We start from the raw sequence: 15822 nt of genomic DNA on the forward strand, positions 1-15822 counted from the left end.
TACCAAGGTTGCCCACACGCCGCCCCCCCCGACTCACACGGCCCCCACCCACCGCAGCCGCCCCACCGCGTCACACCCCCCGTGCCGGGTTTCCGGCCCCCCCGGGGCGCGGGGGGACACCGCTGTCCGGGGCCGGGGCTCACGTACCTGCGTGCGGGGCAAGGGCCGTGCGGGGGTGGTTTTCCACAGGCGTCCGCCCGGTGCGCGGGGAGGGGCCGGGCACCGCCATACTGGACACATGGCCGTGCAGATCAACCCCAGTATCCTCTCCGCCGACTTCGCGCGCCTCGCCGACGAGGCGCGGGCCGTCGAGGGCGCGGACTGGCTCCACGTCGACGTGATGGACAATCACTTCGTCCCCAACCTGACGCTCGGCGTGCCGGTCGTGGAGTCGCTCCACAAGGCGACGGAGACCCCGCTCGACTGCCACCTGATGATCGCCGACCCGGATCGCTGGGCCCCGGCCTACGTCGAGGCGGGCGCGGGCTCGGTCACCTTCCACGTGGAGGCGGCCGCCGCTCCCGTGCGCCTCGCCCGGGAGATCCGCGCCAAGGGCGCGCGGGCCTCGATGGCGCTCCGGCCGGCCACGCCCGTCGAGCCCTACGAGGACCTGCTGCCCGAGCTCGACATGCTGCTGATCATGACCGTGGAGCCGGGCTTCGGCGGTCAGGCCTTCCTCGACATCATGCTGCCCAAGATCCGCCGCGCCCGGAAGCTGATCGACAAGCACGGGCTGGACCTGTGGCTGCAGGTCGACGGGGGTGTCTCGGCCTCCACCATCGAGCGCTGCGCCGAGGCCGGCGCGGACGTCTTCGTGGCCGGTTCCGCCGTCTACGGAGCCGAGGACCCGGCCGAGGCGGTACGGGGGCTGCGCAAGCAGGCGGCGGCCGCCTGCGCGCACTGACCGCGCACTGCCCACTCCGTGGGCACCGTACCCCGGTACTCCGGAGTACGTGCGAGGATGAGCGCGGAGCCGATCAGATGGGCAACTGGGGAGAGAACGTGACCACAGGCCGCACCGGGGTGCGCATGGGCCCCGGCGAGATGGTCCAGGCGGCGGCGATGGCTCGCCGCTTCTACTTGGAGGGAAAGTCCAAGATCCAGATCGCCGAGGAGTTCGGCGTGAGCCGCTTCAAGGTGGCCCGGGTCCTGGAGACCGCCCTCGAACGTGACCTCGTGCGCATCGAGATCAGGGTCCCGGCGGAACTCGACGCCGAACGCTCCGACGCCCTGCGGGCCCGCTACGGCCTGCGGCACGCCGTCGTCGTCGAGTCGCCCGCCGACGAGACCGACGGCCCCGACCCGGAGAACCTGGGCGCGGTCGCCGCGCAGCTGCTCGGCGAGCTGGTCAACGAGGGCGACGTGCTCGGCCTCGCCTGGGGACGCTCCATCATCACCATGGCCAACGCCCTCGACCGGCTGCCGCCGTGCACGGTCGTCCAGCTCACCGGCGTGTACGACGCGGGCACCGCCGACCGCGGCTCGGTCGAGGCGGTCCGCACCGCCGCGGCCGTCTCCGGCGGCGAGGCCCACCCCATGTACGCCCCGATGGTGCTGCCCGACCCGGCGACGGCGGCGGCACTGCGCGCCCAGAGCGGCATCGCGGCGGCCATGAGCTACTTCGACAAGGTCACCGTGGCCGTGGTGTCCATCGGTTCCTGGGCGGCCGGCATCTCCACCGTCCACGACGCCCTGACCGAGGCCGAGCGCGAGCACTACGCCTCCCTCGGCGTCGCCGCGGAGATGTCCTCGCACCTCTTCGACGCCGAGGGGCGGCTGGTCGGCCGCGACCTGGGCGAGCGCTGCATCACCATCGAGGCGGACCGGCTGCGCCGCATCCCCGAGGTCCTCGCCATCGCGGGCGGCCTGCGCAAGGCCGCCGCGGTCGACGCCGTGCTCCGCTCCGGTCTGGTCACCAGCATCGTCACGGACACCGCCGCCGCCGACTACCTGCTGGAATCCACCGCGCCCATGCCGCGTCCCGCCCTCGACCGCGCCGACCCCGAGGCGGCCCCGGGCGCGTAAGGCCCCGGCGCCGTCGCCGCGCGTGCCGTGCGCGGCCGGTGCCCCCGGCTGTGACAGCATCACCGCATGCCGACCGGGCCCGCCCGCCGCCTCCTCGCGATCACCGTCGCTCTCCTGGGCGCTCTGGCGCTGCTGCTCACCGGCTGTTCGCTGCCGTCGGCCGGTACATCGCCGGCGGAACCGGTGCCCACGGTGGCCGCCGGCACCCTGCCCGCCGAGGCCCGGGAGACGCTCCGCCTGATCGACGCGGGCGGCCCCTTCCCGTACGCGAAGGACGGCACCGTCTTCCACAACTTCGAGGGCAACCTGCCGTCACGCCCGAGCGACTACTACCACGAGTACACCGTGCCGACCCCGGGTGCGCCGGACCGCGGCGCCCGCCGCATCGTCACGGGAGCGGGCGGCGAGATCTACTACACCGACGACCACTACAAGACCTTCAGGGCGGTCCGCAGATGACGGCAACGGCGGTGCTGGACCTCCACGGGGTCACCACCAAGAGCGCGTTCATGGACCGCAGCGCCGAGCAGTTGAGGCTGCCCCACTGGTTCGGCCGCAACTGGGACGCGCTCTACGACTGCCTCACCGACCTGCCGGACCCCGCGCAGGGCGGCCTGCGCCTGGTCGTCCGCGGGTGGCAGGAGTACGCGCACGCCGAGCCGGGGGAGTGGGAGACCGCCCGCCGGGTCCTCGCGGACGCCGCCGCCTTCCACGATCCCGCCGGGCTCCGCTTCGAGGTCGTCTTGGAGGAAGCTACGAGCAACCCTTCGTGAGCACCGGAGTTTCCTCCGTGTTCCTTCCGGCTCCGACCGTGCAAAAATGAAGTACGTGCGTTTCCTCAATGATGCAAAGCCTCCGTACGACCTGACGTACGACGACGTGTTCATGGTCCCCAGCCGCTCGGCGGTGGGTTCCCGCCAAGCGGTCGACCTCTCCGCCCCCGACGGCACCGGCACCACCATCCCGCTCGTGGTCGCCAACATGACCGCCATCGCCGGCCGCCGCATGGCCGAGACCGTCGCCCGGCGCGGAGGGCTGGTCGTCATCCCCCAGGACATCCCGATCGAGGTGGTCACCGACGTGATCACCTGGGTGAAGCAGCGGCACCTCGTGCTCGACACCCCGATCGTGCTCGGCCCGCACGCCACCGTCGCCGACGCCCTCGCGCTGCTGCCCAAGCGGGCGCACGGCGCCGCCGTCGTCGTCGAGGACGGCCGACCGGTCGGCATCGTCACCGAGCACGACCTCACCGGGGTCGACCGCTTCACCCAGGTCTCCGTGGTGATGTCCAAGGACCTCCTGCTGCTGCCCGCGGACATCGACCCGCGCGAGGCCTTCAACCGCCTGGAGGACGCCAACCGCAAGCTGGCCCCCGCCGTGGACGCGGACGGCAGGCTGGTGGGCATCCTCACCCGCAAGGCGGCGCTGCGCGCCACCCTGTACACCCCGGCCACCGACGCCGGCGGGCAGCTGCGCATCGCGGCCGCCGTCGGCATCAACGGCGACGTCGCGGGCAAGGCCAAGCAGCTGCTCGACGCGGGTGTGGACACCCTCGTCGTCGACACCGCCCACGGCCATCAGGAGAGCATGATCCAGGCCGTGAAGGCCGTCCGTGCCCTGGACCCGCAGGTGCCGGTCGTGGCCGGCAACGTCGTCTCCGCCGAGGGCGTCCGCGACCTGATCGAGGCCGGTGCCGACATCGTCAAGGTCGGCGTGGGCCCCGGCGCGATGTGCACCACCCGCATGATGACCGGCGTGGGCCGGCCCCAGTTCTCCGCCGTCCTGGAGTGCGCCGCCGAGGCCGCCCGGCACGGCAAGCACGTCTGGGCCGACGGCGGCGTCCGGCACCCGCGCGACGTCGCCATGGCGCTCGCCGCCGGCGCGTCCAACGTCATGATCGGCTCCTGGTTCGCGGGCACCTTCGAGTCGCCCGGCGACCTGCAGCAGACCGCCGACGGCCGGCCGTACAAGGAGAGCTTCGGCATGGCCTCCGCCCGCGCCGTGGCCAACCGCACCAGCGAGGAGTCCGCGTACGACCGCGCCCGCAAGGGGCTGTTCGAGGAGGGCATCTCCACCTCGCGGATGTTCCTCGACCCGGACCGCCCGGGTGTGGAGGACCTGATCGACTCGATCATCGCGGGCGTCCGCAGCTCCTGCACCTACGCCGGGGCGGCCAACCTCGCCGAGTTCGCCGACAAGGCCGTCGTCGGCATCCAGAGCGCGGCCGGGTACGCCGAGGGCAAGCCGCTGCACGCCAGCTGGCAGTAGCCGGCCACCCCGCCCGGGCGCCCCCTCCGCGGCAGCGGGCGGGGCGCCCGGGCGCGAGGACGGCGCCGCGCGGGAACGGACTGCCGCCCCGACACGATCACCCGGGAGTGCTCGGCGGGAGGGACGGCGATCGGCCTCGTAGTCTGTTGCGCGTACGGAGCGAACGGCATGCGCCGTTCCCAGCTCGCTCGCGAAGAGAAGTGACCCACCCCCAGTGCGACTGAACGAACTCGACGAACGCATCGTCCACGCCCTCGCCGAGGACGCCCGCCGCTCCTTCGCCGACATCGGCGCCCTCGTCGGGCTCTCCGCCCCCGCCGTCAAGCGCCGGGTCGACCGGCTGCTGGCGGAGGGCGCCATCACGGGCTTCACCGTCCGCGTCGAACCCTCCGCGCTGGGCTGGGAGACCGAGGCGTTCGTCGAGCTGTACTGCCGGCACAACACCTCGCCCGAGGACATCAGGCGCGGCCTGTCGCGCTACCCGGAGGTGGCGTCCGCCTCGACCGTCACCGGTGAGGCGGACGCCGTCGTCCAGATCTACGCCGCCGACGTGCGCCACTTCGAACGTGTCCTGGAGCGGATCGCCGGGGAGCCCTTCGTCGAGCGCACCAAGTCCGTCCTGGTGCTGTCGCCGCTGCTGCGCCGCTACTCGGGAGCGCCGGACCAGCCGGAGGGGTGACCGGGGGTACGCCCACCGGGCAAGGGCCGGCCGAGCGCCCCCGCGCAACGAATCTCCGCCGCCGGGCCCCCTCGCGCAACGAATCGGCGGTCGGTGCGCAACAGACGCGTCTTGTCGCCGCGAGGCCCGGAATCGTACCGTCGAGGCAGACCCGGAACACGCTTCCCACCAGGCGAAAGAGGCTCCATGGCGCCGCTGCGCACCGCGCTGTACCAAGGCCCGAGCGGCGTCCCCTCCTCGGTGGACGACAGCCTGGCCGCGCTCGACGCCGCCGCACGCCGCGCGTCCGCCGCGGGAGCCCGCCTGCTCGTCACGTCCGAGATGTACCTCACCGGCTACGCCCTCGGCGACGCGGTCCCGGGCCTCGCCGAGACGGCCGACGGTCCCGCCGCTGCCCGGGTCGCCCGGATCGCCGCCGAGCACGGCCTCGGCATCGTCTACGGCTACCCCGAGCGCGACGGCCGCGGCGTCTTCAACTCCGCCCAGCTGATCGGCCCGGCCGGCGAGCGCCTGGCCAACTACCGCAAGACCCACCTCTTCGGCGACTTCGAGCGCACCTGGTTCACCCCCGGCGACGACGCCGTCGTCCAGGCCGAGCTCGACGGCGTCCGGATCGGCCTCCTCATCTGCTACGACGTCGAGTTCCCGGAGACCGTGCGGGCCCATGCCCTCGCCGGCACCGAACTGCTCGCCGTGCCCACGGCGCTGATGCGCCCCTACGAGTTCGTCCCGCAGACCCTGGTGCCGGCCCGCGCGTACGAGAGCCAGCTGCACATCGCCTACGCCAACCGCTGCGGCCCCGAGGGCGCCTTCGACTTCGCGGGACAGAGCTGCCTCGCCGGACCCGACGGCGCCGTGCGCGCCCGGGCCGGAGCCACCGAGGAGCTGGTCGTCGCCGACGCCGACCCGGAGCTCCTGCGCGCCGTCCGCGAGGACACCCCCTACCTCGAGGACCGCCGCCCCGAGCTCTACCGCTCGCTGGGCTGATCCCGATCCCTCCCCCCGTCACCGCCCCGCATCACCGCTTCACAGCCAGGAGAACCACGCCATGACGTCCACGGTGCCCACCGCGGTCCACGACGAGCAGCACCCCGAGGTGCGGTCGGCGCCGCCGATCACCATGTTCGGCCCGGACTTCCCGTACGCGTACGACGACTTCCTGGCGAGTCCCGCGGGCCTCGGCTCCATACCGGCGACCGACCACGGCGCCGAGGTCGCCGTCATCGGCGGCGGCCTGTCGGGCGTCGTCGCCGCGTACGAGCTGATGAAGATGGGCCTCCGGCCCGTCGTGTACGAGGCCGACCGGATCGGCGGCCGGCTGCGCACCGTCGGCTTCGAGGGCTGCGACGAGAACCTGACCGCGGAGATGGGCGCGATGCGCTTCCCGCCGTCCTCCACCGCCCTGCAGCACTACATCGACCTGGTGGGCCTGGAGACCAGGCCGTTCCCCAACCCGCTCGCCCCCGAGACCCCGTCGACCGTCGTCGACCTCAAGGGCGAGTCCCACTACGCCGAGACCATCGACGACCTGCCCCAGGTCTACCGCGACGTCGCGCACGCCTGGAACGCCTGCCTGGAGGAGGGCGCGGACTTCTCCGACATGAACCGCGCCATGCGCGAGCGCGACGTCCCGCGCATCCGCGAGATCTGGGCGAAGCTCGTCGAGAAGCTCGACAACCAGACCTTCTACGGCTTCCTCTGCGACTCCGAGGCGTTCAAGTCCTTCCGGCACCGCGAGATCTTCGGACAGGTCGGCTTCGGCACCGGCGGATGGGACACCGACTTCCCCAACTCCATCCTGGAGATCCTGCGCGTCGTCTACACCGAGGCCGACGACCACCACCGCGGTATCGTCGGCGGCAGCCAGCAGCTCCCGCTGCGGCTGTGGGAGCGCGAGCCGGGCAAGATCGTCCACTGGCCGCACGGCACCTCGCTGAAGTCCCTGCACGGCGGCGACCCCCGCCCGGCCGTGACCCGGCTGCACCGCACGGCGGGCAACCGGATCACCGTCACCGACGCCGACGGCGACATCCGCACCTACCGCGCCGCGATCTTCACCGCGCAGAGCTGGATGCTGCTCAGCAAGATCGACTGCGACGACTCGCTCTTCCCGATCGACCACTGGACGGCGATCGAGCGCACCCACTACATGGAGTCCAGCAAGCTCTTCGTCCCGGTCGACCGTCCGTTCTGGCTGGACAAGGACGAGCAGACCGGCCGTGACGTGATGAGCATGACGCTCACCGACCGCATGACCCGCGGCACCTACCTGCTGGACAACGGCCCCGACGAGCCGGCCGTGATCTGCCTGTCGTACACGTGGTGCGACGACAGCCTCAAGTGGCTGCCGCTGAGCGCGTCCGAGCGCATGGAGGTCATGCTCAAGTCGCTCGGCGAGATCTACCCGAAGGTCGACATCCGCCGGCACATCATCGGCAACCCGGTGACCGTGTCCTGGGAGAACGAGCCCTACTTCATGGGCGCGTTCAAGGCGAACCTGCCCGGCCACTACCGCTACCAGCGGCGCCTGTTCACCCACTTCATGCAGGACACCCTCCCCGAGGACAAGCGCGGCATCTACCTCGCGGGCGACGACATCTCCTGGACCGCGGGCTGGGCCGAAGGCGCCGTCCAGACCGCGCTCAACGCCGTGTGGGGCGTCATGCACCAGTTCGGCGGCGCCACCGACCCGACCAACCCGGGCCCGGGCGACCTCTACGACGAGATCGCGCCGGTCGCGCTCGACGAGGACTGACCCGCCGCCCCTCAGCGGCCCAGCGGGGTCAGCAGGAAGCGCCCGACCAGCCCGACGCCCGCGTCGAGCTTCTCCGCGAACTCCTCGTACACCTCGGGCAGTCCGCGCAGGGACCACAGCACGCGGGACGCGGCCCACGCCGCGTCCCGTGCGCGTTCCAGGCTCCACGAACCGGCGAGATGGGTCAGCGGGTCGGCGAGGTCCAGCAGGTCGGGGCCCGGCATCAGCTCCTCCCTGACGCGTTCCTCCACCGACGTCAGCAGATCCCCCACGTGGTCGAAGTCCCGCTCCAGGGACGGCGGTTCGCACTCCAACGCCGCGCAGGTGTCCACCACCGCGAGCGCCAGGTCGTGCCCCACGTGCGCGTTGATCCCGGCCAGCGCGAACTGCAGTGGGCGGATGCCGCGGTGCCCGCGCAACTGCAGCAGCGGACGCCAGCAGGCCGGGACGGCACGGTCGTCGGGCGCGCCGTCGACCGCCCGCAGGTAACGGGCGGCGAAGCGGGCGGCCAGCACGGCGGCGGCGGTGGGATCACCGAAGCCGCCCGCCGCCAGACGTCCGTCCAGTTCCTCCGTCACCGACAGGTAGACGCGGTTGAACACGGCCACCCCGTCCCGCGGCGGGAGTGCCGAGCCGAGCGCGCGCATGCGCGCCACCACCTGGCCCACGCCCACCGGGGCCGGCCGCCGTGCCGTCGTCATGCGCACAGCGTCCCAGCAGGTCGGGCGGTGTGTGCGGCACGGCGGCCGTGCCGTCCCCGGATCGGGTGAGTCAGAGCGCGCCCGCGTCGCGGGCCGTCCACACCGACGGATACTGCGGGCGGAACCCCAACTCCTCCCGGATGCGCAGGTTCGACACCACGCCGTCCCAAGGATCGGCCGACGCGCGCTCCGCCATGCCGCCGGGGACCTCCACGCCGTTCAACCAGTGCAGCTCCACCGCCGACACCGGCGCGTCGTCGGCGATGTTGTAGATCCGGCCCCCGATACCGGGTGCCCGCAGCAGCCGCAGCAGGCCCTGGGCCACATCCGCGTGGTGCACCATCTGCAGCCGCTGGTGCGCAGCCCAGCCGCCCGCCCAGCGCAGGGACTGCGCCAGGTGCGGATCGCCGTCGCCGTACACGAAGGCCAGCCGGCCGATGCGGACGTCCAGGCCCAGCTCGCAGTGGAGCTCCAGCAGCCCCCGCTCGGCCTCCGCCTTCGACGCGGGGTAAGCGCCCCACATCGGGCCGCCCGGCACGCTCGGATCGTCCTCCACCAGCGGACGGCCCCGGCCCGCGCCGTACACCAGGTTCGTGCTCGCCTGCACGAAACGGGCGGCCCCGGCCCCCGCGGCGGCCCGTGCCAGGGTGAGCGTCGCATCGCGGTTCACCGACCGGGTGCCCTCGGCGGCGGTGTCCCGGAACGCCGCCGCCAGGTGGACGACCGCGTCCACGCCCGCCAGGGCCTTGCGCACGTCCTCCTCGTCCCGCAGGTCCCCGGTCGCGACCCGCGCCCCCAGCCGGGCGAACCCCTCGCCCCGCTCCGCGTCCCGCACGAGCACCCGCACCTCCTCACCCGGGCGGAGCCACTGCAGCAGCCTCGGCACGAAGCGGCTGCCGACCCGACCGGTCGCCCCCGTCACCAGCGTCAGCATCCCTCGGTCCCCTCTCCTCGTCTTCAGGCGACCAGGTTGCGGCCGGCCCCTGCAGCGCGGGAGAGACCTCCGCATCCGGGGACCGACACTCCCTGGATAAGGTCCGGGACCGGCGAGATGCTTGAAACATGGACATCAACCGCGCGCAGCTCGCCGACTTCCTGCGCCGCAGCCGTGCCCGCCTCGCCCCCTCCGACGTGGGCCTGGCCGTGGGCACCCGGCGGCGCACCCCCGGGCTGCGCCGCGAGGAGGTCGCCCAGCTCGCGGGGATGTCCGCGGACTACTACACCCGGCTCGAGCAGGCACGCGGCCCCCGGCCCTCCCGGCAGATCCTCGGATCGCTCGCACGGGCGCTGCGCCTTTCCGAGGACGAACGGGACCACCTCTTCCACCTGGCCGGCGAGGAACCGCCCCGTGACGTCCGTGACACCGGTGGCCCGGGCGGCTCCCCGGGCCACGTACGGCCCGGACTGCTGCTGGTCCTCGACCGGCTCGACGACACCCCGGCCCAGGTCGTCAGCGACACGGGCGACGTCCTCGCGCAGAACGCGATGGCCGCCGCGCTCGTCGGCGACGCCGCCTCCCGGCCGCCGGGGGAGCGCAACCTCGTCCGCCGCTTCTTCCTCGACCCGGCGGCGCGCGAGCTGTTCCCTCCGGGGGACCGGGCGGAGCACGCCCGGCGGCACGTCGCCCACCTGCGCGCGGTGCTGGCCGCCCGGCCGGAGGACGCGCGTGCGGCGGCGCTGGTGGGGGAGCTGCGGGGCAGGAGCGCGGAGTTCGCGTCGCTCTGGGACGAGCACGTGGTCGCCGTGCGGCGCGCGGACGTGAAGCGGTTCCAGCATCCGGTGGTGGGGCTGATGGAGCTGGAGTGCGAGGTGTTGCTCAGTGCGGAGCATGGGCAGGGGTTGATCGTTTACACGGCGCGGCCGGGGAGCGAGTCGTACGAGCGGTTGAGGCTGCTTCGGGTTGTGGGCCTGCAGGATCTTGCGGTGCGGGGTTGAGTGCGGGTGGGTTGTGGTTGCGGGTGGGGTTCTTTTTCCCGCCCGCCCTCCCGTTGCCCCGGTCGGTCAGTGCGGGTCTGCGCTCTGTCCGGCTGTGGGTCGGTGGCGCGCCGGCGCACGTCCTCAGCGCTCGCGGATTCGCCGGAACATTCCGTCCCGGGTCCGCCGCTCGTCGCTTCCGGGCGCACCCCGCCACACCCCCTCCTGTTGAGTGGGCGCATGACGGCCGGAGGGGGGTGAAGAGGCAATCCGGGGTCACCCCGGACCGCTTCATCCCCCCACCGGCCGTTAGCCGACCGCCTGCCCTCCCCCGTCCTTGGGCCGGGTCGGTGAGGAGGCAATCCGGGGTCACCCGGACTGCTTCATCACCCCCCACCGGGCGTTGGTCGCCGACGATGCGGAGGGGGTGGGGTCGGAGGGGTGGGCGTTCTGGACGCTGACGTGTATTTGTTGTGCGGCAGAGCGGCGCCCATTCGGATTGCCCGCCATGCACATAAATATGCGGTACAGAATGCCCACCCCGGAGGCCCCGCCCCCGGCCCACTAAGGAAACCGGGCGCCGACCCGCACCAACCGTCCCGGGGCCACGGGAGGGCGGGCGGGGAAAAAACCGCACCGAAACCACAACGCACCCGCACACACGCAGGCGGCCCCGGGAATCGCTAGTGGGTCCACTCGTCGCGGGTCAGGGCGTATTCGACCTCCCCGTGTTCCGCCCCCGGCAACGCCTCGTCCCACTCCTCGTGGAAGACCCGCACGAACGAGAGCCCCGCCTTCTCCATGACCCGCCGCGAGCGCGCGTTGACGGACATCGTCTCCGCGTAGACGCGCCGCGCACCGAGGTCGGTGAAGGCCTTGCGGACCAGGGCGCGGGAGCCCTCCGTGGCGTAGCCGCGGCCCCAGGCGGCGCGTCGCAGGCGGTACCCGAGTTCGAGGTCGTCGGCGGGGCCGCCGGGGCGGGGGGTGAGGGCGAACCAGCCGACGAAGTGCCCGGTGGAGAGTTCCTCCGCGGCCCAGACCTGGGAGCGCGCGAAGCGGGGCAGCACGTCGTGCCGGATGACGTCCGACGGCGTCGGGCGGCCGTTGCCGAGGTAGCGCATGACCTCGGGGTCGCTGTCGAGCGCGACGAGCAGTCCGGCGTCCGCGTCGGAGTCGGTGAAGTGCCGCAACCGCAGCCGCCCGGTCTCCAGGAAGATCCGCATGGGCGGCACGCTAGGCCTGCGGGGTCGCCGCCGCCACGGGTTTGCGGTCGTGCTCCACGGAGACCGTGCCCGCGCTGCGGAGCACGCCCGCGCCGACGGCGAGGGCCGCGGCCAGCACCGTGACGAGGCCGAAGGAGATCTGCAGGGAACTGGCCTGCGCGATGGAGCCGATGGCGGCGGGTGCCACCAGCCCGGAGGTGTAGGTGACCGTCGCGACGCCCGCGATGGCCTGGCTCGGGTTGGGTCCGCTGCGCCCGGCCGCCGCGAAGCACAGCGGGACGACGACGGCGATGCCCACGCCGATGAGGGCGAAGCCCGCGATGGCGGTGATCTGGTTGGCCGCCGTGGCGACGAGGACACCGCCCACCGTGGCGAGCAGGCCGCCGAAGCGTACGGTGCGGACCGGGCCGAAGCGGCGCACGACGAGGTCGCCCAGGAGGCGGGACACGGCCATGGTGCAGGCGAAGGCGGTGTAGGAGGCGGCCGCGACGCCGGGGGAGGCGCCGGCGATGTCGCGGAGGTAGACCGCGCTCCAGTCCATGCTGGCGCCCTCGGCGAAGACGGCGCAGAAGCCGATGGCGCCGATGACCAGGGCGGCGCGCGGCGGCAGGGCGAAGCGCGCGGGGGCTTCCTCCGTCGCGGACGGCCGCAGGTCGAGCACGCCGGCGCAGGCCACCAGGCCCAGCACGACGAGCAGGGCGGCACCGATGGCGAGGTGGACGCGCGCGTCGAGTTCGGCGTGGGCGGCGAGGACGCCGAAGAGGGAGCCGAGCAGCGTGCCGGCGCTCCACATGCCGTGCAGCCCGGACATGATCGAGCGGCCGAGGCGCTCCTCGACCTCGACGCCCTGGGCGTTCATGACGACGTCGGCCATGCCGGCCGAGGCCCCGTAGACGAACATCGCCCCGCACAGCCAGCCCAGTCCCGGTGCGAGGGCGGGCAGCGCGAGTGAGGCGCACCACAGGCCCAGCAGGAGGCGCAGCGCGTTGCGCATGCCCATGCGGTGGGCGACGCGGGCGGCGAGCGGCATGGCGACGGAGGCGCCGAGGGCCGCGAAGACCAGGGCGAAGCCGAGTTGGCCGGCGCTGAGTCCGGCGTGCTCCTGGATCCAGGGCACTCGGGTGGCGAAGCTGCCGGTCACCGCGCCGTGCACGGCGAACACCGCTGCGACGGCGAGGTGGGCGCGCCGCAGTCTCGGATCGGTCTTCCCCGTCGGGGTCGTCGGCATCGTCGGCATGTTCCCTCCCAGTCTGGTCCCGCCCCGGCTCTCGGCATAAATTATCAGGCAGGTTTCCTGAAAGATAGACTGCCTTCGGCCACGGTCCACGGCCGGCCCCGCTCCCGCCCGCTCTCGCACCCGCGCGACGGCTTCTGGAAGGATCCGTCCATGACCGCCATCCGATCCCACGCCGGGCGCACCGCGTCACCCCGCACGGCCCGGGCGATCAACGACCGGCTGGCGCTGGAACTGCTGCAGCGCGAGGGGCCGTTGACGGCGGCCCAGCTCAAGTCCCTGACCGGGCTGTCCCGTCCGAGCGTCGCCGACCTTGTCGAGCGGCTGCAGGAGTCCGGGCTGATCGCGGTGGTCGGCGAGACGGGAGCGGACCGCCGCGGCCCCAACGCGCGGGTGTACGGGATCGTCGCCGACCGGGCGCAGCTGGCCGCCTTCGACGTCCGCACCCACAGCGTGGCCATCGAGGTGGCCGACCTGCTGGGGAACGCCATCGGCAGCGCCGTCCTGCCCGTCGACCCGTTCGGCGATCCGCAGCGCACGGTGCGGCGCTCGGTGGCGCTGCTGGAGCGGACCGCGCGCACCGCCGGTGCCGGGGCGCTGCACACCATCGCGGTTGGCGCGCCCGGTCTGGTCGACCCGGCCACCGGCGAACTGCGTGCCACGGGGCAGCTGCCGGCCTGGCACTCGGCGCTCGTCGCCGAACTGCGCAGGCGGCTGTCCCTGCCGGTGCTGCTGGAGAACGAGGTGAACCTCGCGGCCGTCGCCGAGCGGCGCCTGGGCTCGGTGCGCGACCGCGAGGACTTCGTCCTGCTGTGGCTGGGCCACGGGGTGGGCGCCGCTGTGGTGCTGGGCGGGGTGCTGCGGCGCGGCGCCTCGGGCGGCACGGGGGAGATCGGCTTCCTGCCGGTGCCGGGGACCTTCCAACTGCCGACGGCGAGCGGGTGCGAGGGCGGTTTCCACTCGCTGGCGGGCAGCGCGGCGGTGTGCGCGCTGGCGCGCTCGCACGGGATGCCGGTGTCCGGCGAGGACGACGCCGAGGCGGCGGAGGCGGTGGTGACGACCGCCCGGGCGGGCGGCAAGCAGGGCGAACTCTTCCTCGACGCGCTGGCCGACCGGGTGGTGATCGGGGTGGCCGCCGTCACTGCCGTCCTCGACCCCGGCTGCGTCGTCCTGGGTGGCGAGGTGGGGCGGGCGGGCGGCGCGGACCTGGCCGCCCGGGTCGAGGAACGGCTCGCGCGGATGTCCCCGCTGCCGACCCAGGTGCGGGCGGGCACCGTCGTGGGCAGCGCGGTGCTGCGCGGCGCGGTGCTCTCTGCGATGGACGCCGCGCAGGACGCCCTGTTCACCCCCGAGGTGTGACGCGCGGCACGTCCGGACAACCGCCCTTTCACCGCCGGACGTTCACGGGTCCCGGCACGCGGCCCGACCGTCCGCGTGACGCCGCATCGCGCACGCGGTCCGCTCGGGCGTCAACGGCAGCTCACCTGGGCGCTGTTGGCCGGAATTCGCGATGACGGCGCGCGGGGCCCGCACCGGCGGACCGAACCCGTGTGAGCCAATCCACAGCAATCCCTTGCGTCCGCAAGGAACGTTCATGGCAGACTGGTGGGGCAGTACCAGTGACGTTCAGCGCACTCCGGGGTCGGTGAAAATCCGAACCGGCGGTTACAGTCCGCGACCCGTCCGCATCCAGCGGCCGGTTGACCAGGTGAAATTCCTGGACCGACGGTTAAAGTCCGGATGGGAGGCAGTGCGCGGCGGACGGGCATCGGTACACCGCCGTCGGCGGCAGCGCGGGTGCGTGTCCCCCCGGACAACGGGTGACACGGACGGGTGCCGCCCCAACCGGCCGCGGTGGTCCCCGAGCCTGATGTCCGCTCTGTGTTCCGCACAGCCCCGGAGTCCGTGCCCTATGAGGCAGGAGGACCCGGTGGCAACACCCGGTGAAGCCGACGCGATGCGCCGGGCCATTGAGCTCGCCGCGCGCGGCCTGGGCTCGACGAGCCCCAACCCCGTCGTCGGCGCCGTGATCCTCGACGCGGACGGCGAGATCGCCGGCGAGGGCTGGCACCAGCAGGCCGGCGGCCCCCACGCGGAGGTCCACGCCCTGCGCGCGGCCGGCGACGCCGCCCGCGGCGGCACCGCCGTGGTCACCCTCGAGCCCTGCAACCACACCGGTCGCACCGGTCCCTGCGCCCAGGCCCTCATCGCCGCCGGCGTCTCCCGCGTCGTCTACGCGGTCGCGGACCCGACCCCCGCGGCGACCGGCGGCGGCGCCACGCTGGCGGCGGCCGGGACCGACGTGGAGAGCGGGCTCCTGGAGGCCGAGGCCGCGCGCGGCAACGAAGTGTGGCTCACCGCCTCCCGCGAGCAGCGGCCCTTCGTGCTGTGGAAGTACGCGAGCACCCTCGACGGGCGCATCGCCGCCGCCGACGGCACCAGCCGCTGGATCAGCTCAGCCGCCTCCCGAGCCGACGTGCACCGGCTGCGCGCCGAGTCCGACGCCGTCGTCGTCGGCTCCGGCACCCTGCGCGCCGACGACCCCCACCTCGCCGTGCGCGGCGTGGAGGGCACCTTCACGCAGCCCCTGCGGGTCGTCGTCGACACCAACGCCAAGATCACCCCCGGCGCCCGGGTGCTGGACGGCACCGCCCCGACCCTGGTCGCGGTCGCCGAGGACACCGACACCGCGCATCTGCCGGGCGTCGACGTGGCCCGCCTGCCCCGCACCGGCAGCGGTGTCTCGGTCCCCGGTCTGCTCGCCGAGCTGTACGGCCGCGGCGTCCGCTCCGTGCTGCTGGAGGGCGGCCCGACCCTCGCCGGCGCCTTCGTCGCCGCCGGGGCCGTCGACAAGGTCGTCGGCTACCTCGCACCGGCCCTCCTGGGGGCCGGACCCGCGGCCCTGGGGGACGCGGGAATCACCACCATCGCCCACGCGTTGCGGCTCGACGTCGCCGAGATCGAACGCATCGGCCCCGACCTGCGTATTACTGCCTACCCGAGCCGCACTGAGGAGAACTGAC

The 15822-nt window shown here is 73.5% G+C and carries 15 protein-coding genes and 1 riboswitch; of the genes, 11 read left to right on the top strand and 4 right to left on the bottom strand.

Translation table 11 applies throughout. The features are described from left to right. Positions 1 to 238: 238 nt before the first annotated feature. The 8 genes from rpe (at position 239) to ACFW3D_RS14540 (ending at position 7727) form a co-directional block, all read left to right on the top strand. Positions 239 to 904: a ribulose-phosphate 3-epimerase gene (gene rpe, locus ACFW3D_RS14505; RefSeq protein ID WP_500504463.1), complete on the top strand. Its 666-nt coding sequence runs from the start codon at positions 239 to 241 to the stop codon at positions 902 to 904. Between the two features lie 77 nt (positions 905 to 981). Then, positions 982 to 2025 carry a sugar-binding transcriptional regulator gene (locus ACFW3D_RS14510; protein ID WP_500504464.1) on the top strand — a complete coding sequence of 348 codons (1044 nt, stop codon included), beginning with the start codon at positions 982 to 984 and terminating at the stop codon, positions 2023 to 2025. A gap of 66 nt (positions 2026 to 2091) precedes the next feature. Further along, positions 2092 to 2484 (top strand): guanyl-specific ribonuclease, encoded by a 393-nt coding sequence (locus ACFW3D_RS14515; RefSeq protein WP_500504465.1) that lies wholly within the window; start codon positions 2092 to 2094, stop codon positions 2482 to 2484. Further along, the gene (locus ACFW3D_RS14520; protein WP_500504466.1) at positions 2481 to 2798 is read left to right on the top strand and encodes a barstar family protein; all 318 of its coding nucleotides are present in this window, start codon (positions 2481 to 2483) and stop codon (positions 2796 to 2798) included. Before ACFW3D_RS14515 ends, ACFW3D_RS14520 begins: the two co-directional genes overlap by 4 nt. A gap of 46 nt (positions 2799 to 2844) precedes the next feature. After that, on the top strand, positions 2845 to 4293 hold the full coding sequence (locus ACFW3D_RS14525) for a GuaB1 family IMP dehydrogenase-related protein (RefSeq protein WP_500504467.1): 1449 nt from the start codon (positions 2845 to 2847) through the stop codon (positions 4291 to 4293). 214 nt (positions 4294 to 4507) lie between these two features. After that, positions 4508 to 4972, top strand: a complete 465-nt coding sequence (locus ACFW3D_RS14530; RefSeq protein ID WP_089227804.1) for an Lrp/AsnC family transcriptional regulator — start codon at positions 4508 to 4510, stop codon at positions 4970 to 4972. Positions 4973 to 5158: 186 nt separating this feature from the next. Further along, positions 5159 to 5959: a carbon-nitrogen hydrolase family protein gene (locus ACFW3D_RS14535; protein WP_500504468.1), complete on the top strand. Its 801-nt coding sequence runs from the start codon at positions 5159 to 5161 to the stop codon at positions 5957 to 5959. A 61-nt stretch (positions 5960 to 6020) separates the two neighbouring features. Further along, the gene (locus ACFW3D_RS14540) at positions 6021 to 7727 is read left to right on the top strand and encodes a flavin monoamine oxidase family protein (RefSeq protein ID WP_500504469.1); all 1707 of its coding nucleotides are present in this window, start codon (positions 6021 to 6023) and stop codon (positions 7725 to 7727) included. An 11-nt stretch (positions 7728 to 7738) separates the two neighbouring features. Here ACFW3D_RS14540 and ACFW3D_RS14545 read toward each other — a convergent pair whose 3' ends face one another. After that, positions 7739 to 8428: a DUF5995 family protein gene (locus tag ACFW3D_RS14545; RefSeq protein WP_500504470.1), complete on the bottom strand. Its 690-nt coding sequence runs from the start codon at positions 8426 to 8428 to the stop codon at positions 7739 to 7741. A gap of 70 nt (positions 8429 to 8498) precedes the next feature. Continuing rightward, positions 8499 to 9362, bottom strand: a complete 864-nt coding sequence (locus tag ACFW3D_RS14550) for an NAD-dependent epimerase/dehydratase family protein (RefSeq protein WP_500504471.1) — start codon at positions 9360 to 9362, stop codon at positions 8499 to 8501. A gap of 134 nt (positions 9363 to 9496) precedes the next feature. Here ACFW3D_RS14550 and ACFW3D_RS14555 point away from each other — a divergent pair, with 134 nt between their 5' ends. Next, a complete protein-coding gene (locus ACFW3D_RS14555) occupies positions 9497 to 10363 on the top strand; it encodes a helix-turn-helix transcriptional regulator (protein WP_500504536.1) in 867 nt (288 codons plus the stop codon). Positions 10364 to 11025: 662 nt separating this feature from the next. Here the strand turns inward: ACFW3D_RS14555 and ACFW3D_RS14560 are convergent. Continuing rightward, complete coding sequence (locus ACFW3D_RS14560) at positions 11026 to 11565, bottom strand: GNAT family N-acetyltransferase (RefSeq protein ID WP_500504472.1); 540 nt, start codon at positions 11563 to 11565, stop codon at positions 11026 to 11028. A gap of 10 nt (positions 11566 to 11575) precedes the next feature. Then, the gene (locus ACFW3D_RS14565) at positions 11576 to 12793 is read right to left on the bottom strand and encodes an MFS transporter (protein WP_500504473.1); all 1218 of its coding nucleotides are present in this window, start codon (positions 12791 to 12793) and stop codon (positions 11576 to 11578) included. A 159-nt stretch (positions 12794 to 12952) separates the two neighbouring features. Here ACFW3D_RS14565 and ACFW3D_RS14570 point away from each other — a divergent pair, with 159 nt between their 5' ends. Both ACFW3D_RS14570 and ribD read left to right on the top strand, forming a co-directional pair. Continuing rightward, positions 12953 to 14158 carry an ROK family transcriptional regulator gene (locus tag ACFW3D_RS14570; RefSeq protein WP_500504474.1) on the top strand — a complete coding sequence of 402 codons (1206 nt, stop codon included), beginning with the start codon at positions 12953 to 12955 and terminating at the stop codon, positions 14156 to 14158. Between the two features lie 268 nt (positions 14159 to 14426). Continuing rightward, positions 14427 to 14557, top strand: a riboswitch (FMN riboswitch). A 172-nt stretch (positions 14558 to 14729) separates the two neighbouring features. Beyond that, entirely contained in the window at positions 14730 to 15821 is a 1092-nt protein-coding gene (gene ribD / locus ACFW3D_RS14575) for a bifunctional diaminohydroxyphosphoribosylaminopyrimidine deaminase/5-amino-6-(5-phosphoribosylamino)uracil reductase RibD (RefSeq protein ID WP_500504475.1), read from the top strand. Position 15822: the final 1 nt, after the last annotated feature.

Source organism: Streptomyces sp. NPDC058864 (assembly GCF_042742985.1).
Classification (GTDB): domain Bacteria; phylum Actinomycetota; class Actinomycetes; order Streptomycetales; family Streptomycetaceae; genus Actinacidiphila.